This is a genomic window from Allofournierella sp. CML151 (genome assembly GCF_027853465.1).
In the GTDB taxonomy this organism is placed as follows: domain Bacteria; phylum Bacillota; class Clostridia; order Oscillospirales; family Ruminococcaceae; genus Allofournierella.
On sequence record NZ_JAPNNW010000018.1, the window covers coordinates 22113 to 43353 of the forward strand.

The 21241-nt window shown below is 60.8% G+C and carries 21 protein-coding genes; 9 read left to right on the forward strand and 12 right to left on the reverse strand.

Annotated elements, in window-relative coordinates; genetic code table 11:
• Nucleotides 1-14: 14 nt before the first annotated feature.
• Nucleotides 15-935: a hypothetical protein gene (locus PH256_RS11995; RefSeq protein ID WP_087181195.1), complete on the forward strand. Its 921-nt coding sequence runs from the start codon at nt 15-17 to the stop codon at nt 933-935.
• Nucleotides 932-1960: a virulence RhuM family protein gene (locus PH256_RS12000; protein ID WP_087181196.1), complete on the forward strand. Its 1029-nt coding sequence runs from the start codon at nt 932-934 to the stop codon at nt 1958-1960. Before PH256_RS11995 ends, PH256_RS12000 begins: the two co-directional genes overlap by 4 nt.
• 66 nt (nt 1961-2026) lie before the next feature.
• On the opposite strand, the gene PH256_RS12005 is transcribed toward PH256_RS12000, so the two are convergent.
• Entirely contained in the window at nt 2027-2302 is a 276-nt protein-coding gene (locus tag PH256_RS12005; protein WP_118638039.1) for a DUF6809 family protein, read from the reverse strand.
• A 13-nt stretch (nt 2303-2315) separates the two neighbouring features.
• Nucleotides 2316-2666 (reverse strand): TnpV protein, encoded by a 351-nt coding sequence (locus PH256_RS12010; protein WP_007885050.1) that lies wholly within the window; start codon nt 2664-2666, stop codon nt 2316-2318.
• 113 nt (nt 2667-2779) lie between these two features.
• On the opposite strand from PH256_RS12010, the gene PH256_RS12015 reads away from it, so the two are divergent.
• Nucleotides 2780-3712 carry an MFS transporter gene (locus tag PH256_RS12015; protein WP_270914366.1) on the forward strand — a complete coding sequence of 311 codons (933 nt, stop codon included), beginning with the start codon at nt 2780-2782 and terminating at the stop codon, nt 3710-3712.
• Between the two features lie 79 nt (nt 3713-3791).
• On the opposite strand, the gene PH256_RS12020 is transcribed toward PH256_RS12015, so the two are convergent.
• The 3 genes from PH256_RS12020 to PH256_RS12030 form a co-directional block, all read right to left on the reverse strand.
• Nucleotides 3792-4154: a hypothetical protein gene (locus PH256_RS12020; RefSeq protein ID WP_270914367.1), complete on the reverse strand. Its 363-nt coding sequence runs from the start codon at nt 4152-4154 to the stop codon at nt 3792-3794.
• Nucleotides 4155-4248: 94 nt separating this feature from the next.
• On the reverse strand, nt 4249-5199 hold the full coding sequence (locus PH256_RS12025; RefSeq protein WP_087185451.1) for a TIGR03943 family putative permease subunit: 951 nt from the start codon (nt 5197-5199) through the stop codon (nt 4249-4251).
• Between the two features lie 22 nt (nt 5200-5221).
• Nucleotides 5222-6451 carry a CobW family GTP-binding protein gene (locus PH256_RS12030; RefSeq protein ID WP_270914368.1) on the reverse strand — a complete coding sequence of 410 codons (1230 nt, stop codon included), beginning with the start codon at nt 6449-6451 and terminating at the stop codon, nt 5222-5224.
• A gap of 314 nt (nt 6452-6765) precedes the next feature.
• On the opposite strand from PH256_RS12030, the gene PH256_RS12035 reads away from it, so the two are divergent.
• Together PH256_RS12035 and PH256_RS12040 are read left to right on the forward strand one after the other, a co-directional pair.
• Nucleotides 6766-8550 carry an aminopeptidase P family protein gene (locus PH256_RS12035; protein WP_270914369.1) on the forward strand — a complete coding sequence of 595 codons (1785 nt, stop codon included), beginning with the start codon at nt 6766-6768 and terminating at the stop codon, nt 8548-8550.
• 150 nt (nt 8551-8700) lie between these two features.
• Nucleotides 8701-10221 carry an amidase domain-containing protein gene (locus tag PH256_RS12040; RefSeq protein WP_270914370.1) on the forward strand — a complete coding sequence of 507 codons (1521 nt, stop codon included), beginning with the start codon at nt 8701-8703 and terminating at the stop codon, nt 10219-10221.
• A 62-nt stretch (nt 10222-10283) separates the two neighbouring features.
• Here PH256_RS12040 and PH256_RS12045 read toward each other — a convergent pair whose 3' ends face one another.
• Nucleotides 10284-11129 carry a glycosyltransferase family 2 protein gene (locus PH256_RS12045; RefSeq protein ID WP_270914371.1) on the reverse strand — a complete coding sequence of 282 codons (846 nt, stop codon included), beginning with the start codon at nt 11127-11129 and terminating at the stop codon, nt 10284-10286.
• A 200-nt stretch (nt 11130-11329) separates the two neighbouring features.
• Here PH256_RS12045 and PH256_RS12050 point away from each other — a divergent pair, with 200 nt between their 5' ends.
• Both PH256_RS12050 and PH256_RS12055 read left to right on the forward strand, forming a co-directional pair.
• Nucleotides 11330-12835 (forward strand): carboxypeptidase M32, encoded by a 1506-nt coding sequence (locus PH256_RS12050; RefSeq protein ID WP_270914372.1) that lies wholly within the window; start codon nt 11330-11332, stop codon nt 12833-12835.
• Between the two features lie 355 nt (nt 12836-13190).
• Nucleotides 13191-14504: an MATE family efflux transporter gene (locus PH256_RS12055; protein ID WP_270914373.1), complete on the forward strand. Its 1314-nt coding sequence runs from the start codon at nt 13191-13193 to the stop codon at nt 14502-14504.
• A gap of 43 nt (nt 14505-14547) precedes the next feature.
• On the opposite strand, the gene PH256_RS12060 is transcribed toward PH256_RS12055, so the two are convergent.
• The 5 genes from PH256_RS12060 to gap all read right to left on the reverse strand — a co-directional run bounded on the left by PH256_RS12060 (nt 14548) and on the right by gap (nt 19010).
• On the reverse strand, nt 14548-16026 hold the full coding sequence (locus PH256_RS12060) for a hypothetical protein (protein ID WP_270914374.1): 1479 nt from the start codon (nt 16024-16026) through the stop codon (nt 14548-14550).
• Nucleotides 16027-16260: 234 nt separating this feature from the next.
• A complete protein-coding gene (locus PH256_RS12065; protein ID WP_087183745.1) occupies nt 16261-16596 on the reverse strand; it encodes a hypothetical protein in 336 nt (111 codons plus the stop codon).
• 226 nt (nt 16597-16822) lie between these two features.
• Nucleotides 16823-17146 (reverse strand): branched-chain amino acid transporter permease, encoded by a 324-nt coding sequence (locus PH256_RS12070; protein ID WP_270914375.1) that lies wholly within the window; start codon nt 17144-17146, stop codon nt 16823-16825.
• Complete coding sequence (locus tag PH256_RS12075) at nt 17143-17862, reverse strand: AzlC family ABC transporter permease (RefSeq protein ID WP_270914376.1); 720 nt, start codon at nt 17860-17862, stop codon at nt 17143-17145. The genes PH256_RS12070 and PH256_RS12075 overlap by 4 nt, the downstream gene beginning before the upstream one ends.
• Before the next feature lie 137 nt (nt 17863-17999).
• Nucleotides 18000-19010: a type I glyceraldehyde-3-phosphate dehydrogenase gene (gene gap, locus PH256_RS12080; protein WP_270914377.1), complete on the reverse strand. Its 1011-nt coding sequence runs from the start codon at nt 19008-19010 to the stop codon at nt 18000-18002.
• Nucleotides 19011-19203: 193 nt separating this feature from the next.
• On the opposite strand from gap, the gene PH256_RS12085 reads away from it, so the two are divergent.
• Both PH256_RS12085 and ansA read left to right on the forward strand, forming a co-directional pair.
• Nucleotides 19204-19869 carry an ATP-binding protein gene (locus PH256_RS12085; protein WP_270914378.1) on the forward strand — a complete coding sequence of 222 codons (666 nt, stop codon included), beginning with the start codon at nt 19204-19206 and terminating at the stop codon, nt 19867-19869.
• 92 nt (nt 19870-19961) lie between these two features.
• Complete coding sequence (ansA, locus tag PH256_RS12090; protein WP_270914379.1) at nt 19962-20981, forward strand: asparaginase; 1020 nt, start codon at nt 19962-19964, stop codon at nt 20979-20981.
• A gap of 59 nt (nt 20982-21040) precedes the next feature.
• On the opposite strand, the gene PH256_RS12095 is transcribed toward ansA, so the two are convergent.
• On the reverse strand, nt 21041-21235 hold the full coding sequence (locus tag PH256_RS12095; RefSeq protein ID WP_270914380.1) for a hypothetical protein: 195 nt from the start codon (nt 21233-21235) through the stop codon (nt 21041-21043).
• Nucleotides 21236-21241: the final 6 nt, after the last annotated feature.

Below are 21241 nucleotides of genomic sequence, written 5' to 3' on the forward strand. Positions count from 1 at the left end.
GAGAAAGGGCGTGTATGATGAAAAATTTGTTTGAACAGTCCCGTTCCCATTGGGTTCGGTACGATCACTATGAGATGAAAACAGCGGAAGATGGCAAACAGTACATCACCCCCGGCAAGAGTGCAAAGCCGGATGTCTACAATCCGCTGAAAGAGGTCCCCAACATTGTGCTGGATGCCCTGAATGTAGGGATGCTGATGATGGGACGCAAGCCGGAAGCAGAAGTGGAAAAGGCAGTGATGGAGTTTGTCACCCGGTACGGCCTGCTGGGGCTGATGACCGCCCTGCCCACCACGCCGTCTTTTATGGACTATGAGGCGGTGTACCTGCCGAAAAACCACTTTATCAAGGAAGAAACCATGGCGACGGACCAATATCTGTCCCTGTTTTACCCCTTTGACCAGCTGGACTTGGTGAAGAAAGGCATAGAATCCACGTGGAATGTGTCCGGTGACCGGACGATGGTTGCCCTGACCATGACTTTCATGGACGAGCCGATGGCGAAAAACATGAGCTTCCAGCGGGAATATGCGGAACCCTATGACTGGGTTGCCCAGCAGTTCAAGGACTGGGCCTTTACGCTGACCACGGCCATTTTATACTACAATGATTATGATTCCATCGACGAGGACGCACGGGGGCTGTATCGCAAGGCTATGGCTGCGTTCGGTGGGATCGCCCCCAGCTACCACATCGAGCTGCTGGATAAGCCCACTATTTATTGGGACTTTCACTCCCTGCTGCTGGGCATCCAGATGATGTTCAGCTTCATGCTGGTGGACGGGGATCAGCCCCTGCGCCTGTGCAAGCACTGCCAGAAGGTGTTCCTGGGCAGCCGGTCCAACGCCGCCTTTTGCAGCCCACGGTGCAAGAACCAGTACAATGTCTACAAGAGCCGGGGAAAGAACCGGACGGATGGAGGTGACGAGGAATGAGTGAGGAACAGGGACTGACCCCGTATGAAACCAGAGAAATCCTCTTTTACAAGACCGAAAACGGAGAAGTGCGGGTGGAAATCCTGCTCTTTCAGGAAAATCTCTGGCTGACACAGGCAAAAATGGCAGAGCTGTTCGAGGTACAGAAAGCGGCCATTTCCAAGCATCTGAAAAACATTTTTGAATCCGGCGAACTGAGCGAGGATTCAGTTGTTTCCAAAATGGAAACAACTGCTGCGGACGGGAAACGGTATCAGACCAACTATTACAATCTGGACGCCATTATCGCTGTGGGGTATCGTGTGAACTCCAAAAAGGCGACCATGTTCCGCATTTGGGCGAACAGGGTGTTGAAAGAGTTCATCATCAAGGGCTATGTGATGGATGACGCACGGTTGCGAGAGCCGGAGAACTTTTTCGGCAAAGATTATTTCGAGGAACAGCTGGAGCGTATCCGGGACATCCGGGCCAGCGAGAGAAGATTTTACCAGAAAATCACGGACATCTATTCCCAGTGCAGCGCCGACTACGATGTGGAAAGCCCCATCACAAAGGAGTTTTTCGCAACGGTGCAGAATAAGCTCCACTATGCGGTCACCCACCATACAGCTGCCGAGATCGTATATGGCCGTGCCGACAGCACCAAGCCCAATATGGGCCTGACCACATGGAAAAACGCCCCCAAAGGCCGCATCCGCAAATCCGATGTCACCGTTGCCAAAAACTATCTGAACGAAACAGAAATGCGGAACCTGAACGAAATTGTCACCATGTACCTTGACTATGCGGAACGGCAGGCCCGCCGGGGAAATGTCATGTATATGGCCGATTGGGTCAAGCGGCTTGACGCATTTTTACAGTTCAACGAGGAAGATATTCTGCATGATAAAGGCAAGGTGACCGCTGCCATTGCCAAAGCCTTTGCCGAGAAAGAGTTTGAAAAGTTCCGGGTATTGCAGGATCGGACCTATCAGAGCGACTTTGACCGACTGGTTGCAGAGACTTCGGCTGATCAGACAGAATAACCGTATACACAGAAAGCCCACGCCTCCGGTTCTCTTTCCGGCTGCGTGGGCTTTTTGGGCCATCGCTTATTTCTTGTTTTGCAGCTGTTCATGGGCTTCCTGCTGGACAATCAACCCCGCCGAAAATCCATACTTGAAATGGCTTTCACTTTCCTCGCACTGGGCGATAGCGTTCTGCGCCCGGAGTTCCTCCACCAGCGCATAGTCCTCTTTGCTGAGCCGCTGGGATAACTGCTCCATCAACGCTGCACAGGTTTGGATCGCCTTGTGGTATTCCGGGGACGTGGGTACGACTGTTTCACAGGGATAAAACTCTCCATTATACATGGCTTCTAAAATCATGGTGTTCCCTCCCTCAACAGTAGACCAGCTCAGCCAGGACAATTTCCTCGGCTCTGTTGTGGATGGAGTTCATGGAGCGCACCCATGCCATCTGGTCGGCAGCTTTCAGGGCTTCTGTGACGCCCTCTTGCTGCATCATGGATTTTTCAATGATTTCCAGCCGCTCCCGGCAGGCGATGTCGATTTCCTCCAAGTGGGGAAGCAGCTTTTCAGTGACAATGAGATCGGTATACAGAATGGGCCGATGTTCTTTTAAGTAGGCACGGCGCATCCGGCCATATTTCCCGATATGGTACTCTTTGGTGTCTGCTAACACAAGGTTGGGAATGAGATAGTCGCCGCATTGGGTGTAAGTCAGTTCCATACAAGGCTCCTTTCGTGAGAATGTGGTTGACAGTTACGGTAGGTTTGAGGGCATCCCTCCTTTATCATAACTGTCTTTTCATTCGCCACAAATGAGCCGCCAGTCATGATGTAATGTTTTTTGGTGTAATCCACCCTCTATACATTACATCATGGATGCTCTGCCTGTGGGCAATCCCCTACGGACTGGGCGCGGGCTGCGTGGACGCGGCGCTGAACAACTATGTGGCCCTGCACTACGCCAGCCGCCACATGAGCTGGCTGCACTGCATGTGGGGTGTGGGCGCCTCCATCGGGCCGGTCATCATGGGCCTTGCCCTTACCGGCGGCAAGGGCTGGACCGGCGGCTACCGGTATATCGCCCTGTTGCAGACCGTACTGGTGGTTATCCTGGCATTGAGCCTGCGGCTCTGGGCAAAGCCGGACCGGCAGACCGAAGCCCACCAGGGCGCGCCGCTGAGCCTGCGGGAGATCATCGCCATTCCCGGGGCAAAGGCCATTCTGATCGCCTTTTTCTGCTACTGCGCGCTGGAGCAGACCTGTGCGCTGTGGGCCAGCAGCTACCTGACCCTGCACCACGGGCTGAGCGCCGAACAGGCGGCCGGCTGGGCCAGCCTGTTCTTCTTCGGCATCACCGCCGGGCGGGCGGCCAGCGGCTTTCTGACCATGCGCTTTTCCGACCCGCAGCTGATCCGGCTGGGTCAGGCGGTGATCCTGGCGGGCATCTTCTGCCTGTTCCTTCCCTTCGGCAGTCAACCCGCCCAGATCGGCCTGGTGCTCATCGGCCTTGGCTGCGCGCCCATCTACCCCTGTGTGATTCACTCCACCCCCGCCACCTTCGGGGCCGAGCGGTCCCAGGCGCTGATCGGGGTGCAGATGGCCAGCGCCTATGTGGGTACCTGCCTGATGCCGCCCCTGTTCGGACTGATTGCCAACCACATCAGCATCGGGCTGTATCCGGTGTATCTGCTGGCGATTCTGGCGGTGATGACTGCCGCCTACCACCGGCTCACCACTGGGCAAAAAGCCCCGGCAAACGAAGCTTAACCAATAACCGGCATAAGAAAAACCGGCCTGCGGGCACACTGCCCACAGGCCGGTTTTTTATTATGCTTTACGCAGAGGATCAGCCCTGGCAGCCCAGATCGTCCCAATCGCCGAAATCCTCGGCGCTGGCGATGCGGGTGGGGTCCAGCTTGCCGTTCTCGTCCAGCGGCTTTTCCGCCGCGCCCAGGGTCACCGGATTGGTGTTGGGGCCACAGTCCGGACGCTGCGGATAAACGGTCGGCTCCGGCTGAGGCTCCTCCTGTGCCGGTTCCTGCCCGGTTGCCTCTGCCTGTGCGTGCTCCGGCTGCTCCGGCTCGGTGGGCACCTCCACATATTCGCCCTCGATATGAGAGCTCTTGTTGTAGTCGTTCAGCAGCTTATAGGCCACAGCGCCTGCCGCAATGCCCAGAACGATGGAGATCAGTCGTTTGAAAAATCCCATGGGAACTCCCTCCTTTTTGAGTAGTATACCACAGAGGCCCGCCCCGGCGCAAACCCGGAGCGGGCCCCCTTTGATTCGTTTTTGTCTCGGCCGGTCAGCTGAAGGTGACCACGTCGTCCTTCAGGGGCTGGGCAGCCTCCACCGACAGAGCGGTGAGCACCGGGCCCTTGCCGCCGAACAGGGGATGGAACTGCACCCGCACCTTGGCGGTGAGCTTGATCCAGCTGCGCTGGGCCAGCTTCTTGGCATCGTCGTACTTGCAGGGGAAGCCCACAAACTGAATGTCCTGTACGCAGCAGGTCATGGCGAAGCGGCCGGGCACAAACTGGTTCTGGCCCACCCGGGGGGTCTGGCAGACCTGGGCGGTGAAGCGCACGGTCTTGCCCGCGTACTTCTCCGGGTCCTCGCTGGCATCCAGATACCAGATGCCGAAGTCCTCGTCGCCGATCTCGATCACATCCGCGTTGATGTCGAAGGGCAGCTCGTCCGGCAGCTGGTCATAAGCCACGCTGCCGTCGGCGTATTCGTAGGCGATATCGCACCGGCGGCTGGCCTGGCGCACCGCCTTGTGCACAAACTCCTGGTCCTCGGCGGTCAGGCCGTCGGCCCGGTTCACCACCAGCAGCTCGCACTGGGCGAATTTGTCCAGGAACAGCTGGCGCATGTTGTCGAAGTACATGCGGAAGGTGTTCGCGTCGGCGGTGCCGATGGTCTGATAGATCACCCAGTTCTCCGGCATGGCCTCGTACAGCTCCTGTACCATCCACATGCCGTTGTACTCGATCACCACGCGGCCCGCGCCGGTCTTTTTCACCAGCTCGGCCAGATGGGTGGGGTTCAGCTGCTCCTTGTCCTCAATCAGCTCCACGTGCACGCCGCCGAAGGCAAACTTATCGGCGTCATACTCCTCTTCGCCCTCTTCGCAGACCAGCAGCAGGGTCTTGTCGCCGGAATCGAACTGGGGGTCCTCCATGGTCTCCTGCACAAAGCGGGTCTTGCCGCTTTCCAGAAAACCCAGGAACAGATATACCGGAATCTCTTTCACGTTACCTCTCCCTCCCCGCAGCTCAGGCCAGATGGAACAGCTGCTCCAAGGCAGCCTCGTCCAGCTTGGAGCCGATTACGCACAGGCGGCCGGTCACGTCCGCAGCGCCGCCGCGCACGTCGGCCTCGCCGGGCACATGGTCAAAGTAGATCCAGCCATTGGTGCCGGGCAGGATGCCCTTGGCGCGCAGCACCACGCCATACTTGCCGCTGTCCAGCTCTTCCAGAGCGGTGCGGATTTCCTCCTCGGTGAACACCCGGGCAGTCTCGCGGCCCCAGCTGGTGAACACCTCGTCGGCATGATGGTGGTGGTGATGGTCGTGATCATGGCCGCAGCCACAGCTGCACTCGCCGTCGTGGTCGTGATGATGATGCTCGTGGTCATGATCGTGGCCGCAGCCGCACTCCTCGTCATGATCGTGATGATGGTGCTCGTGGTCATGGTCGTGGCCGCAGCCGCACTCCTCGTCATGGTCGTGATGATGATGCTCGTGGTCGTGGTCGTGGTCGTGATCGTGGCCGCAGCCGCACTCCTCATCATGGTCGTGATGAGGATGCTCGTGCTCGTGGTCGTGGCCGCACTCCTCGCCATGCTCGTGGTGATGGCCGCACTCGGGGCAGATCTGAGTCTCCTCCAGCAGCTCCTTCACGAAGTCCCGCTTGGACTCCATGGCCGCCACAATCTGCTCACCCTTCAGCTGATTCCAATCGGTGGTGACGATGGTGGCCTCAGGGTTCTTCTCCCGGATCATGGCCACGGCGCGGGCAATCTTGTCCTCGCTGGCGGCGCCGGTGCGGCTCAGGATGATGGCGTTGGCATGGCTGATCTGGTCGTTGTAGAACTCGCCGAAGTTCTTCATGTACAGCCGCACCTTGTTCACGTCGGCCACGGTCACAAAGCTGTTCAGCTGCACGTCCCGCTCGGCGGCGATGCCCTGCACGGCCTTGGTCACGTCGCTCAGCTTGCCCACGCCGGAGGGCTCGATCAGAATGCGGTCGGGCTGGTACTGATCGATGACCTTCTTCAGGGCCTCGCGGAAGTCGCCCACCAGGCTGCAGCAGATGCAGCCGGAGTTCATCTCGGTGATCTCGATGCCGGCCTCCTTCAGAAAGCCGCCGTCAATGCCGATCTCGCCGAACTCATTTTCGATGAGCACCAGCTTCTGGCCCGCGTAGGCCTCGGCAATCAGCTTCTTGATGAGCGTGGTCTTGCCGGCGCCCAGAAAACCGGAAAAAATATCAATCTTGGTCATGGTATATTGTCTCCTTTTATCTTGGGCAACCCTGCACGCTTTGCGGCCGGAATTGCCCTTGCGCAGAGCCGCCCTGCCGGAGCATATTTCCACCCCCGGGCCGCCTGCTGAAAAACGGTCGTTCCGTTTCTTATTATACTATCTTTGTCAAGGTCATTGCACCGATTTCCGGGGTGTAGTTTTTGCGAAATTTTGCGTTTTTCTGCCTCGCTCTCTTTTAAAACCCGCTTTAGCGTGTTAATATAAAACTAACACGATTTTGCGCGGTGAGTGCAATATACGCCCGCCGCGGGAAAAGAGGTAAAACAGATCCCATGAAAACCACCAACGAAAAGATCGCCCAGCTGCGGGCGGCCATGCAGGCCGCCGGGGCGAATGCCTGCCTGATTCCCTCGTCGGACCCCCATTCCAGCGAGTACCTGCCTGACCACTGGAAGGCCCGGGCCTACTTCTCCGGCTTTACCGGAAGCATGGGCACCCTTGTGGTGACCGATACCGCCAGCGCCCTCTGGGCCGACGGCCGCTACTTCATCCAGGCCGAGCGCCAGCTGGCCGGCAGCGAGATTCAGCTGCAGAAGATCGCCGTGGAGGGTACCCCCACCGTGACCGAATATCTGACAGACGCCCTGGGCGAGGGCCAGGTGCTGGCTCTGGACGGCATGGTCACCTCCACCGCCACTGTGCTGGAGCTGGAAAAGGCCCTGGCCAAAAAGGGTGCGAAGGTGCTGTCCGTCGATCTGGTCAGCCCCATCTGGGAGGACCGGCCCCCGGTTCCCTCCACTCCCGCCTGGCTGGTGGACACCGAGACCGCGGGTGCCTCCGCTGAGGAAAAGCTGGGCCGTCTGCGCAAGAAGCTGGCCGAGGCCGGCGCTGCCGCCATGGTGGTCTCCCGCCTGGACAGCGTGGCCTGGCTTTTGAACCTGCGTGCCGCCGATCTGGACTGCACCCCCTTTGCGCTGGCCTACTGCTTCGTGACCACCACCAACGCCACCCTGTTCATCGATCAGAGCCGTATGCCCGAGGAAGCCATCGCCGCACTGCGGGCTCAGGGCGTGGGCGTGGAGAGCTATGACCGGCTGCTGGGCACCCTGACCGGTTACCATCACGACCGGGTGATTCTGGTGGACGGCTCCACCAACTGGGCCATCTACAGCGCTGTGTGCCAGAACCCCAACTTCACGGTGAAGATGGGCGAAGACCCCATCCAGGCCATGAAGGGCGTGAAGAACGCCGCCGAGATCAAGAACCTGATGAACTGCCACGTGAAGGACGGCGTGGCCATGGTGCGCTTCCAGATCTGGCTGGAGCAGCAGATGGCCGCAGGCACGACCATTACCGAGGTGGATGTGGACCGCAAGCTGATGGAGCTGCGCGCCGAGCAGCCCGGCAACCTGGGCGTAAGCTTCGACACCATTGCCGCCTACGGGGCCAATGCCGCCATGATGCACTACCATGCCACCCCGGACAACTGCACCAAGCTGGAAAAGCGGGGCTTTTTGCTGGTGGACAGCGGCGGACAGTATGCCGACGGCACCACCGACATCACCCGCACCTACGCGCTGGGTGAGCTGACCGAGAACGAGCGCACCTACTACACCTACGTGCTCAAGAGCCACATCGACATCGCCAAGCTCCAGTTCCTCTCCGGCTGCACCGGCGGCAATCTGGACGTGATGGCCCGTGCGGCAGTATGGCAGCACGGCATCGACTACCGCTGCGGCACCGGCCACGGTGTGGGCTTCATCGGCGGCGTACACGAAGGCCCCCAGAGCCTGCGCGTGACCAACACGGTCCCCTTCCAGCCCGGCATGACCATCACCGACGAGCCCGGCATCTACGAAGAGGGCGAGGTGGGCATCCGCATCGAGAACGAGCTGCTGTGCGTGGAGCGTGTGAAGAACCAGTACGGCCAGTTCCTGGGCTTCGAATCCATGACCCGCTGCCCCATCGACCTGACTCCGGTACGCCCCGAGCTGCTGGACGCGGACGAGAAGGCCTGGCTGAACGCCTTCCATGCCGAGACCTACCGGGATCTTGCTCCCCTGCTGACCGAAGAGGAAGCCGCATGGCTTGCTGAAAAGACCAAACCTCTGGCCTGATTGCATTCTGCTCCCCCGGCTTTTGCCGGGGGATTTTTGCATTCCCCCGCCAAAATTTACAACTTTGCGCGCCCCTTCGATACAGTTTCGTTACATCGGGGCGGTATAATACGTCTAATAGAAAAATATTGCCAAAGGAGGAACGAGACGATGGCCAATTCCCCCGAAAGCTGGAAATACCATTCCGGGGCAGGCCGCCAGCGCACACCGCGCCAGCCGGCCCAATCGGCCCAGCCGGTCCGCCGCGCCCCCGCAAAGCGCACCGCGCCCCGCCGTTCCTCGCTGGAGGCCCGTTACGCGCCCCAGACCCAAAGCCGGCAGGTGCGCCGCCCCGCACCCCGCCAGCCCGCACAGCGCCCGCCCCAGGCTCCCCGCCCCGGCCGCAGGCGCCGCTCTTCCCTGCTGCCCTGGGCCCTGGCTGCCCTGGTCAGCTGCCTGATTCTGGGCTTTACTTATGTCTGGTCCGCCCGCACAGCCCTTCCCGCCGGGGCGGATGCTTCCGGCGCAGCCAGCCAGGCCGAGCCCGCGCCCGCTTCATCGGTGGGCGAATGCGTGTTCCGCTCCGGCGGCGAGCTGCCCCAGGCAGTGCAGGATACCCTGACCGAATGGTTCGTGCGCTGCTACAACGCCTCCGCCCGGCTGGAGGCCCCGAAGCTTGACGACCTTTACGGCCCGGGCGCTGCCGCGCAGGAGGCCTGCCTGCTGGATGAGGCCAGCGTGGACTTTATCAGCCAGGTACGGGCCATGCAGCCGGTGGACCTGACCATGACCGGCTTCACCATCGGCCTGACGGTGGAGGAGACCAGCTGGGAGGACGAAACCATCACCGTGAGCCTGCAGGAGGACGACCAGATCCAGTTTGCCTTTCTGAATGGCCGTACCAGCTCCAGCTGCGGCATCGAGAACACCTTCACCTTCTCCGCCGACGGCAAAATCCTGGCCCACGAAAAGACCGAGGACGGCTTCAATCTGGTGCGGGATGTGTACAGCCGTCAGTCCTCCAGCGGCGAGGCCGGAATCAAGAGCACCCTGAGCCAGCTGGTGAGCGCCGCCAAGGCGGATGTGGACAAGCTTGCCAGCCAGCGTCAGCAATATCTGGCCGACCCGGAGGGCCAGAGCAGTCTCCAAGCCTGCGACATGGCCTACGACCGGCAGGCGGCGGTGGATTACGCCCGCCAGTGGGTTGGGCTGACCGCCATGACCCGCAACCCCCAGTGGGGCATCTACGACGACTACGGCGGCAACTGCAACAACTTCACCTCCCAGTGCCTGTATGCCGGGGGCATCCCCATGGACATCTACGGCTACGATACCCAGCAGTGGAAATGGTACAGCGATGTGCCCAACTCCTACTCCGAGGCCCGGGGCCGCTCCTCCAGCTGGAGCGGCGTGGATGAATTTTACACCTACGTGAACGAGAACAGCGGCTATGGTCTGGTGGCTGAGGCGGACGGCAACCTGTATGCCGCCCAGCCCGGCGACGTACTCCAATACGGAGCGGACGGCGAGTGGAAGCACTCGGTGCTGGTGACCGAGGTGGTCAACGATGCCAGCGGTCAGCCGGTGGAATTTCTCATCGCCTCCAACACCACCGACCGAATCGACTGGCCCATGAGCGCCTACGCCTACGCGGACGTGCGGCTGATCCATGTTCTGGGCTACAACAACTGAAAAGCGAGCCTGCCCGGGAATGCTTCCGCGGCAGGCTCGCTTTTTCGTTCCATCTGTCTGGTTCAGGCTTCGGCCACCGCCACCAAATATTTGTAGATCTGCAGCTTGTTTTCCTCGTAAAGGCCCAGCTCCTCATAGAGCTTTTTGTAATAGGCAAACAGGCTGGCCTTGGTGGAGAGCATCTTCACTGTATTGCGTAGCCCCAGCTGGGTGGCGGTGATGCTCTGGGGGTTCTGCACGTAGTAATACACCGGCTGCTCCAGCGCATAAAAACGGGAGGCATAGCGGATGTATTCCAGGTTGAACAGCAGGTCCTCGCTCCAGCCCAGCTCCACGTTGCACTGGATGTTGTGGTTATGTACAATATCCCGCCGGTAGAGCTTGTTCCACATCACGCCGTAGTAAAAGCTGGCAGGCTCCTTCATCAGGCCCTTGGCGAAGGCGGTCTTGTCGTAATAGCCCGCATCCAGAAAGCCGTACTGCTCGATGGTCTGGTAGCTGTCCTCCTCGGTTTTGGCGAAGAGGGGCTTGTGGTTCTCCACCCGGTAGTAGGGCGCGATCACCAGGTCGGCGGTGTATTTCTCCGCCTTTTCCACCAGCTGGCGGGTGGCGTCCGGGGCGAGGTAGTCGTCACTGTCGGCAAATTGCAGGTATTTGCCGGTGGCCATGGAAATAGCCAGGTTCCGGGTGGCCGATACCCCGCTGTTGTCCTTGTCGATGAGCAGGATGCGTTTGTCCACCCGGGCATACATATCCGCCACCTGCAGGCTCACGTCGCTGCTGCCGTCGTTCACCAGAATGATTTCCAGGTTCTGATAGCTCTGCTTGCGGATGCTCTCCACACAGCGGGCGATGTGAAGCTTCGCGTTGTAGACCGGCACGATCACGCTGACCAGCGGCTGCTCCATCCTTGATTCCCCCTTCGATACAAATCCTTTCCTGATTCTCAGTGTAGTGCATCCGGCGGCGAAAATCAACCGGGAGCATCCGGCTTTTCGCGAAAGGTTTGTATTTTGGACCGCCAGCCGGTATAATAGCAGAAAAAGCCCCTGCGTTCCGGCGCGGCCGCAAGCCGGGCCGGGCGCGGGCGATTTTTGCCCACAAAGGAGTGACCATTGTTATGATGACCGAGACCATGCAGGCCCTGCGGGACCTGCAAAAGAAGCTGTACGCCTTTCAGTTTGCGCTGAATGTGATCGACTTCGACGCCCAGACCGTGGCCCCCAGCGAGAGCTATTCCGGCCGGGGCGAGGCGCTGGAGGTGCTGAGCAGCATCAAATACAGCCTGATCGCCGACCCGGCTCTGCCCGCTCTGCTGGAGAAGGCCCGCGGCGAGGAGCGCACCGAGCAGGAGGCCGCCGAGGTGGCCGAGCTGCAGCGGATGTACGACGAGACCAGCAAGATTCCCGCCCAGGAATACGCCGCCTTCGTGAAGCTGACCACCGCCGCGGTGAACGCCTGGGAGAAGGCCAAGGCCGCCAGTGACTTCTCGCTGTTTGCCCCCTATCTGGAGCAGATCGTGGCCTACCGCCGCCGCACCGCCGCCTACTTCGATGCCAATAAGGCCCCCTACGACGTGTGGCTGGACCAGTACGAGAAGGGCCTGTCCATGGCCCAGTGCGACGCCTTCTTCGACCAGCTGAAGGCAGTGATTCAGCCGCTGGTGAAGGAGATCGGCCAGCGGGGTGCGAAGATCCCCTGCGATTTCCTGAAAGGCACCTGGCCCATTGAGGCCCAGAAGATGCTCTCGGCCGCTGTAATGAAGCTGATGGGCATCGACGAGGGGCACTGCGTGCTGAGCGAGAGCGAGCACCCCTTCACCACCGAGTTCTACAAGGGCGACGTGCGCATTACCACCCACTACCACGAGGACGACATGGCCAGCAACCTGTACTCGGTGATTCACGAGGGCGGCCACGCTCTGTATGAGCTGCACATGGCCGACCGGCTGCAGTACACCTGCCTGTCCGGCGGCGCGTCCATGGGTCTGCACGAGAGCCAGAGCCGCCTGTGCGAGAACTACCTGGGCCGCAGTCTGGGCTTTATCAAGAGCCTGTGGCCCACCCTCACCGAGCTGTTCCCCACCCAGCTGGCGGGCGTGACCCCCGAGGCCTTCTACAAGGCCGTGAACCAGTGCCAGCCCAGCCTGATCCGCACCGAGGCGGACGAGGTGACCTACTGCCTGCACGTAATGGTGCGCTACGAGCTGGAAAAGCGTCTGATGGACGGCTCGCTGGCCGTGAAGGACCTGCCCGCCGCCTGGAACGCCCAGATGAAGGAGCTGCTGGGTGTGGACGTGCCGGACGACGCCCACGGCGTGCTGCAGGACATCCACTGGGCCTGCGGCGATCTGGGCTACTTCCCCAGCTACGCGCTGGGCACCGCCTACGGCGCCCAGATGATGGCCTCCATGCGCAAGGATCTGGACGTGGACGCTCTGCTGGAGGCAGGCAACTGGGCCCCCATCACCGGCTGGCTGGAGGAGCGCATCTGGCAGTACGGCAAGGAGAAGACCCCCGCTCAGCTGCTGAAGAACGCCTGCGGCGGCGAATTCGACCCCAAGTTCTACACCGATTATCTGGTGGAGAAATATTTCGCCATTTACGAGCTGTAAGGGCAGCAAAGCCTTGCCTTTTGGGCCGGGCTTTGCTATACTAAGTAGCGGAATTCAAGGCGATACCGCACAATTCCAGGTGGTGGAGCGCGCCGGAAAATTTTTTGTGATATGACCCAAAAAGCACAGCCAAGCCTTGGGTGGCTTGGCGAGCATTTTTGGAAAATAGCGCGGAAAATTTTGGCGTGATACGCCGCCTGAGCCGTGAGGCGTGAATTATGCGGTGTTGCCTCAATACAAAAGCATGACGGGCGGCCACCGGGTCGCCCGTCAGGTGCCTGAACCTCTCCCGGTAGGTCGCAAGCAGGGAGGGGGGCAGGCACCTTTTTTGCTGTGAGGGAGGAAGTAAAAGCCTGTGAACGTATTGCCCAAATTCTGCCGTTATGTGAGCGCCAACGTGCTGGGAATGATCGCCCTTTCCTGCTACATTCTGGCGGACACCTTTTTTATTGCCAACGCCATCGGAGCAGACGGCCTGACCGCGCTGAACATCGCCATCCCGATGTACAACCTGATCAATGCGGCGGGTCTGATGACCGGTGTGGGCGGCGGCACCCGGTATGCCATCTTGAGGGCCCAGGGGGAAAACGAGGCCGCCAACCGGCTGTTCAGCGGCATGGCACTGCTGGCCGCGGGGGCGGGCTGCGCTCTGTTGGCTCTGGGCGCGCTGGCCGCCCGGCCGCTGGCCGCTCTGCTGGGGGCGGACGCGGTGACCCTGTCGCTGTGCAGCGTCTACCTGCGCACCATTCTCTGCTTTGCCCCCTTCTTTTTATTGAACAGCACCCTGCAGGCCTTTGTGCGCAACGACGGCGCGCCCCGGCTGGCCATGGCGGGCATGCTCACCAGCAGCCTTTCCAACGTGGTGCTGGACTGGGTATTCATGTATCCCATGGGAATGGGCATGTTCGGCGCGGCCATCGCCACCTGCATCGCCCCCATCCTGAGCCTGTGCGTGCTGTCCACCCACTTCGCCCGGCCCGCCAGCCAATTGCGCTTTTCGGTGCGGGGCGCGGCACTGCAGCCCGCTGCCCGTGCGCTGAGTCTGGGCGCCTCCTCCTTTGTATGTGAGCTGTCCTCCGGCGTGGTGCTGCTGGTATTCAACCTGCTGATTCTGCACTTCACCGGCAACGTGGGCGTAGCAGCCTACGGCATCATTGCCAATCTGGCGCTGGTGGGGCTGGCCATCTTCACCGGCGTAGCCCAGGGCGTTCAGCCCCTGACCAGTCATGCCTACGGCACCGGCAACACTGCCGAGCTGCGTCAGCTGCTGCGGCTGGCGGTTGGCCTGGTGCTGGTGCTGGCAGCGGTCTGCTACCTGGCCGTGAACCTGTGGCCGGACCCGCTGATTGCCGCCTTCAACCGGGATGCCGACCCTCAGCTGGCGGACATCGCCCGCACCGGCATGCGCATCTATTTTGTGGGCTTCTTCTTTGCCGGTCCGAACCTGGTGCTGGCCGCCTATTTCAGCGCGGTGGACCGGCCGGGCCAGGGCTTCGGGGTTGCCATGATCCGGGGACTGATCGCCCTGATTCCGCTGGCACTGGTGCTGGCAGCGGCGCTGGGCATGACCGGCGTCTGGCTGGCCTATGTGCTGGCAGAGCTGTGTGGCCTGGGTGCTGCTCTCTTCTTTTTGACCAGGCGCGCAAAAGCAAACCGAATCTACACATAACAAAAGCCGTGAGGAGAATCTCCTCACGGCTTTTGTTATACGGTTAGTCTTTCCGGCCAATGCGCCGCTGCCGGGCCAGCCGCCACAGGGTAGCCGTGGCCAGCAAAATCAGCAGCGGGGTGAAGTTGAAGGAATAGCGGGCCTTGGTTTCCCAGAAGCTCAAAAAGAGCATCAGTCCGAACACACTCACCCGGGCCAGGGTCAGGGTACCGGGGCGGGCCCGCCGCACCGCGCCCACCGCGCCTGCCAGCACCAGCCCCATGAGCAGGAACTGATAGGCCTGGCAGTAGTAGACCATGGGCATGTAGCCGGGCTGGCCCTCCAGAATGAACCGGTGGGTCCAGTTGGCTTTGAGCGGAGTGGCCAGGAACTCCTGGGCGTCATACATCCCATCGCCCCAGGTGATCACCGCCTTGCGGGTCATGAAGTCCAGCTGCTCCAGCGGGCCGCGGGAGGAATACTCCTGGATAATAAATTCCCGAAGCATCTGCCGCCGATCGGCCATGGTGGGCAGCTCCTTGGCTGCCTGGCAGAGCGGGTCGTTGTAATCGCCGTCGCCGGTGCTACCGTAGGCAAACCACAGCTCAATGGGAAAGCCGATTTCATCCTCCACCGAGAAGTCCAACAGGCCGCCATGCTGCCAGGCTTTGTAGCCCGCATTCAGCCCGACGAAGACCAGCACCAGCACCAAAGCCCCGGCCAGTGCCTGGCGGGGCTTTTTTTCCAGAAAGAGCTGGATCACCAGCGCCAGCACCATCACCGCCACGCTGCCCTTCACCGCGTAGCCCACAAAGGCCGCGGCCCCCATAGCCGCCAGCAGGGCGATGCGCACCGGGCGGCGTTTTTCGCTGCGGTAGTAGTTCCAGCACAGCAGCACCAGCAGCCCGAAGGGCAGGGACAGAGTATCCGAATAAAAACAGGGAGCCCAGAGCACAAAGGGCAGAAAGCCCGCGCACAGCACAAAGGCCAGGGCCACGCCGCTGTTGTGGTGCAGAATGCGCCGGGCCAGCAGGCAGACCAGCAGCACCGCCAGCCAGATGGCCAGCACATTGAGCACGATGCCCGCGTAGATGCCGGCCTCGGTGTCCGGCGTGATGCCGAACAGCCCCACCAGCTTATACCAGCCGGTGAGCAGCAGCGCCAGGCCCAGGTTGTTGTTGCAGATCACATAGTAGGCGCCCCACACCTGGGGCACGCCGTCGTCCAGAAAATCCGGCAGGCTTTGCAGCACGGTGCTCATGTCCATGATGGGCACCTCGGCCAGCAGAAAGCCCAACCAGCCCAATACCAGACCGTAGACCGCCAGCACCGCCCCCAGCAGCAGCCGGAACCGGCGGCGGGGCAGCTGATCCAGCAACGGCAGAGCAAAGCGGGCCAGGGCGAACAGCACCGCCCCCAGCACCGCGCCCGCCGCCAGCGCGGCCAGCCCGTTGTGCTGCCAGCGCAGCACGCTATTCAAAAAGACCCAGCCCCAAACCAGGGCAAATCCCGCTGAAAAAATGCGGGTGAGCTGTTTTTGCATTCCCATTCTCCCCTGCCGTATCTGCCCGTTGCCGGGGCAGGAGCAAACCTGCCGCACCGGCTTTTGAACGCAGTTTTTTCCTTATTGTATCACATCACACCACCAAAACAAAGAAAAAACCGGGAGTGTCCTCCATTGGAAGACACTCCCGGCAATTCCGTCTCATGATAAGGCGGGTTCAAAAGCCGCCCCCGGGCCGCTTGCTAAGCCCTGGTGCGAACGTTTTGCATGGTTTCAGGAAACCGCGCGCAGCTGGCCTTCGCCCTCGGCTTCAAACAGCTGCTGGCGGGGCACAAAGTACACGAATTCGCCGCCCCGGTAGGTGAGCACGCCCCGCTCGCCGGGCTGCAGCTGGCGGGCAATATGAGCAGGAATGGCGAATTCCACTTCCTGGCCGCGGGCGATGAAAACGCCCTTATACTGACCCTCACCGTTGGTCAGAATCCGCTTCACAGTGGCCATCAGGCTCACTTCACCCTTATTCGACTTCCCCTTGCCGGCCCATGCACGCAGCAGCGCGAATGCAGCACACGCCGCCAACAGGCCCGATACGATCAGCATCCACTTCATGGAATTCCCTCCTCAATTTCAATTTTGTTCCATCCGCCGGGCCGCTGGCCTTTGAGGCCCCCGTGCCGGTCGGTTTGAATGTCCGCTTGTACTTGTAAGACGATTGAGAACCGGGTTTTATTTCAACTCTTTCCAAAAATTTTTGAAAAATCAGAAAAATTTTGAAAAAAGCCGTTTTGTCCTTAGTGCGAGAACACTTTTCCCCGGCAGCAGGGCAAATTCCCCCTCAAAACACCCATTGCACCAGCAGCATATAGCAAACCGTGCCCCCGGCGATGGAGAGCAGCATCTGCTTTTTCCAGCGATGCAGGCCGATGGTGACCAGAATTGCCAGAAGCTCCGGCAGGCCATAGGTCCCGGCAGTCCACTGCACCCCTTTCAGGCAGTAGACCACCAGCATGCCGAAGATGGCCCCCGGCAGCGCCCGGCCCAGATACCGCACATAGGCCGGAACCTGACCGCCCCGGAATACCCAGAAGGGCAGAAACCGGGTGAGCATGGTGCCCAGCACGCACAGGCCGATGGTGATGATCTGTTGGGTCAGGGTCATTGCGCATCCCCTCCTTCCGCCTGCATCCGGTCGATGGGTGTTTTGAAGACCGTGAGCAGCGCCAGAATGCAGCCCATGGCGGGCAGCAGGAAGGAATCCGCCCCGAACAGTGCCAGGCACACCGCACTGGCTCCCAGGCCGATGAGCGAGGGCAGATGGGTCTTCTCCTTGCCCCACTGCTCCAGGAAGATCACCACGAACATGGCGGTCATCACGAAGTCCAGACCGGTGGTATCGAAGGAGAGCAGCGAGCCCGCAAGGCCGCCCAGCGCCGCCCCCGCCACCCAGTAGCTGTGATTGAGCAGGGTGACCCAGAAATAAAACCAGCCCCGGTCCACCCCTTCGGGAATTTCGGCGCTGCAGTTGATGGAAAAGCTCTCGTCGCACATGCCGAAGATCAGGTAATAGCGCTTGAGGCCCAACCCCCGATATTTCTCCAGCATAGCAATGCCGTAGAACAGGTGGCGGGCCTGGAGCATCAGCGCTACCAGAAAGGTCTGCAGCGGCGCAAAGGGCGCCAGCAGCATGGACACTGCCACAAACTCCAGTGAACCGCCGAAGATGGTAAGCCCCATGAGCATGGGATACCAGAAGGAAAAACCGGATACATTCATATAGATGCCGTAAGCCATGCCCAAAAACAAAAAGCCCGCCAGAATGGGCACTGTGTGGGGAAAGGCCGCGGCCAGCGCCCTGCGGCGCATTCCCTGCTGCATTGTATGTCAACTCCTTTTATGTGTTACCAGTTTAGCATTTAAAAGCCAAAAAGGCAAGCATGCCCGAAGGCGCAGAAAAAGGCCCCCGCGTGGAGGAACCACGCGGGGGCCTTCGTCATACCCTAAGCAGAGGAGAATTACAGCTCAGCGAAGTACTTGATGGTGCGAACCATCTGGCTGGTGTAGCTGTTCTCGTTGTCGTACCAGGACACAACCTGAACCTGATAGGTGTCGTCGTCGATCTTGGTAACCATGGTCTGGGTGGCATCGAACAGGCTGCCGTAACGGATGCCGATGATGTCGGAAGACACGATGGGATCGGTGTTGTAGCCGAAGCTCTCGGAAGAAGCGGCCTTCATAGCAGCGTTGATGCTGTCAACGGTAACGTCCTTGCCCTTCACAACGGCAACCAGGATGGTGGTAGAACCGGTGGGAACGGGAACGCGCTGAGCAGAACCGATCAGCTTGCCGTTCAGCTCGGGGATAACCAGGCCGATAGCCTTGGCAGCGCCGGTGCTGTTGGGAACGATGTTGGCAGCGCCAGCACGAGCGCGGCGCAGGTCGCCCTTACGATGGGGGCCGTCCAGGATCATCTGGTCACCGGTGTAAGCATGCACGGTGGTCATGATGCCGCTCTGAACGGGGTAAGCGTCGTTCAGGGCCTTGGCCATGGGAGCCAGGCAGTTGGTGGTGCAGGAAGCAGCGCTGATGATCTGGTCTTCCTTGGTCAGGGTGTTCTCGTTAACGCTGTAAACGATGGTCTTCAGGTCGTTGCCAGCGGGAGCGGAGATAACAACCTTCTTGGCGCCAGCGTTGATGTGAGCCATGGCCTTGTCCTTCTTGGTGAAGAAGCCGGTGCACTCCAGAACAACGTCTACACCCAGCTCGCCCCAGGGCAGCTCAGCGGGGTTGGGGTTAGCGTAGATGGTGATCTTCTTGCCGTCAACGGTGATGGAACCCTCGCCAGCCTCAACGGTGTGACCGTCGTAACGACCCTGAGCGGTGTCGTACTTCAGCAGGTGAGCCAGCATCTCGGGGCTGGTCAGGTCGTTGATAGCAACGATCTCGTAACCCTCAGCGCCGAACATCTGACGGAAAGCCAGACGGCCAATGCGGCCAAAACCATTAATTGCAACTTTAACAGCCATTGTAATATCCTCCTTAAGGTAAATAAATTACTTAGGTGTCTTTATTGTATACCAAAAATCCGAAAACTACAAGGGCTTGTCAAGAAATTAACACAAAAGTACAAAGATTATTACGCAGGTGCCCGTCCTTAGGCATTATCACGGGATATTGGTGCATCATTTGTGCAAACTAACAGATACAGGAGGGACTCTCATGCGTTTTGCAAGCGATCCGCTGGAACTGGCAGCTCTGCTGCGCCATCAGGCTGCTCTGCGTCTGGGCCCGGACGCGCCCGCCGGGGCCGCCGGGCTGCGGGCCGGTTACCTGCTGCTGCGCCGTGCCCGCGCGCTGGAGCTGGAGGCGGCCTTTTCTCTGCCCGCCATCTCCTGCCTGGAGCTGAACGGCTGGTGCGGCGCACTTCTGGAAGCAGCGGCCGAGGTCTGCCCTCTGCCCCCGGCTTCGGTGCGTTTTTGCGGCTGGGGCGAGCCGCTGCCGGTGGCGGGCCGCAGCGGCCTGCTGGAGGCACTGGTGCTGCAGCTGGTGTGCAACAGCCTTTTGTACACCGGACCCCGCCTCAACCTGGAGCTGCGCCTGCGGGCTGCAGGCGGGTGCGCCCATCTTATTTATACAGACAGCGGCCCCGGCCTTGCCTCCGGCGCCCGGCCGGGCTTCGGCTTCGGTGCGGCCCGGGCTTTTGCCCGCCAGGCGGGAGGAAGCTTTGCGGTGCGCGCGGGTGGGCCGGGCTTTGTGTGCGGGGCTTCGCTGCCGCTCTACCCTGCCCTTCCCCTGCTGGCACCGCCCCGGCCGTCGGAGCTTCTGACGGACCGGTTCAGCCCGGTTTATATCCACCTGGCCCCCCGGTGCATCCTGCCGGAATGAAGTTGCCCCCACCCGGCTTTTGTGGTATGCTGATAAGCAGCAAAATTCGCCGAAGCGCCGCAAAAGCCGACGCCGGCCAGGGGGGCATTTTTATGAAAAAACGCATCTGCATCTTATATACCGGCGGCACCATCGGCATGATGCCCGGCGAGCAGGGCTACGCGCCCAAGCCGGGCTGCTTTGCGGGCGGACTGGCCGCCATTCCCGAGCTGACCAGCCCGGACATGCCGGACTGGGAGCTGGTGGAGATGGACCCGCTGCTGGACTCCTCCAACATCACGGTGCACGAGTGGTGCGCCATTGGCCAGGCCATCGCGGACCGGTACCATCAGTTCGACGGCTTTGTGGTGCTGCACGGCACCGACACCATGGCCTACACCGCTTCGGCGCTGAGCTTCATGCTGGAAAATCTGGACAAGCCGGTGGTGCTCACCGGCAGCCAGATTCCGCTGTGCCAGCTGCGCAGCGACGGGCGAGACAACCTGATCACCAGCCTGCTCATTGCAGCCGAGGGCGTGGTAAATGAAGTGAGCCTTTATTTCGGCGGTCAGCTGCTGCGGGGCAACCGGGCGGTGAAGAGCTCGGCGGACGGTCTGCAGGCCTTCTCCTCCCCCAACTATCCGCCGCTGGCCACCGCCGGGGTGGACATCCGCTACAACAAGAGCGCCATCGGCGCGCCCCGGGTGAACGGCCCCTTACAGCTGGCAAAGCTGGAGAACGTGCCCATCGGCGTATTGAAGGTGTTCCCCGGCATCCAGTTCGAGCTGTTCGATTCGATTCTGACCGAGAAGCTGCAGGGCATCGTGCTGGAGACCTTCGGCGCGGGCAACATCCCGGATTACGACGGCGCGCTGCTGCCCCTGATCCAGAAGGCCTTCGCCCACGGCACCATTCTCACGGTGTGCAGCCAGTGCCCTCAGGGCGCGGTGCACATCGGCACCTACGCCACCAGCAGCGGCCTGAAGGCCGCCGGTGCGGTGAGCGGCCTGGATATGACCACCGAGGCCGCCGTTGCAAAGCTGTACTACCTGTTCAGCAAGGGCTATGACCGGGACACCATCAAGCACTGGATGGAGCAGGACCTGCGGGGCGAGCTGACCAGCGCCCGCTGAACCCCCATACATACAAAAAGTACCTCTTCGGCTTTTTACGCCGGAGAGGTACTTTTTTATTATGACCGGGCTTTGGGGGCGGTGTAGCGCCAGCGGCCGGAGCAGGCCGCCGGGGCACATCCGCGGCGAAAGCGCCAGGACCCGCCCGCCTGCGGGGGCTGCTCCCGTTTTGGCTCCTGCTGCTCCCGCTCCGCCCAGCGGGCCTTGATGAGCTGATTGACCAGAAAGATCACCAGCTGCTCGCCCAGCAGCACCAGGCC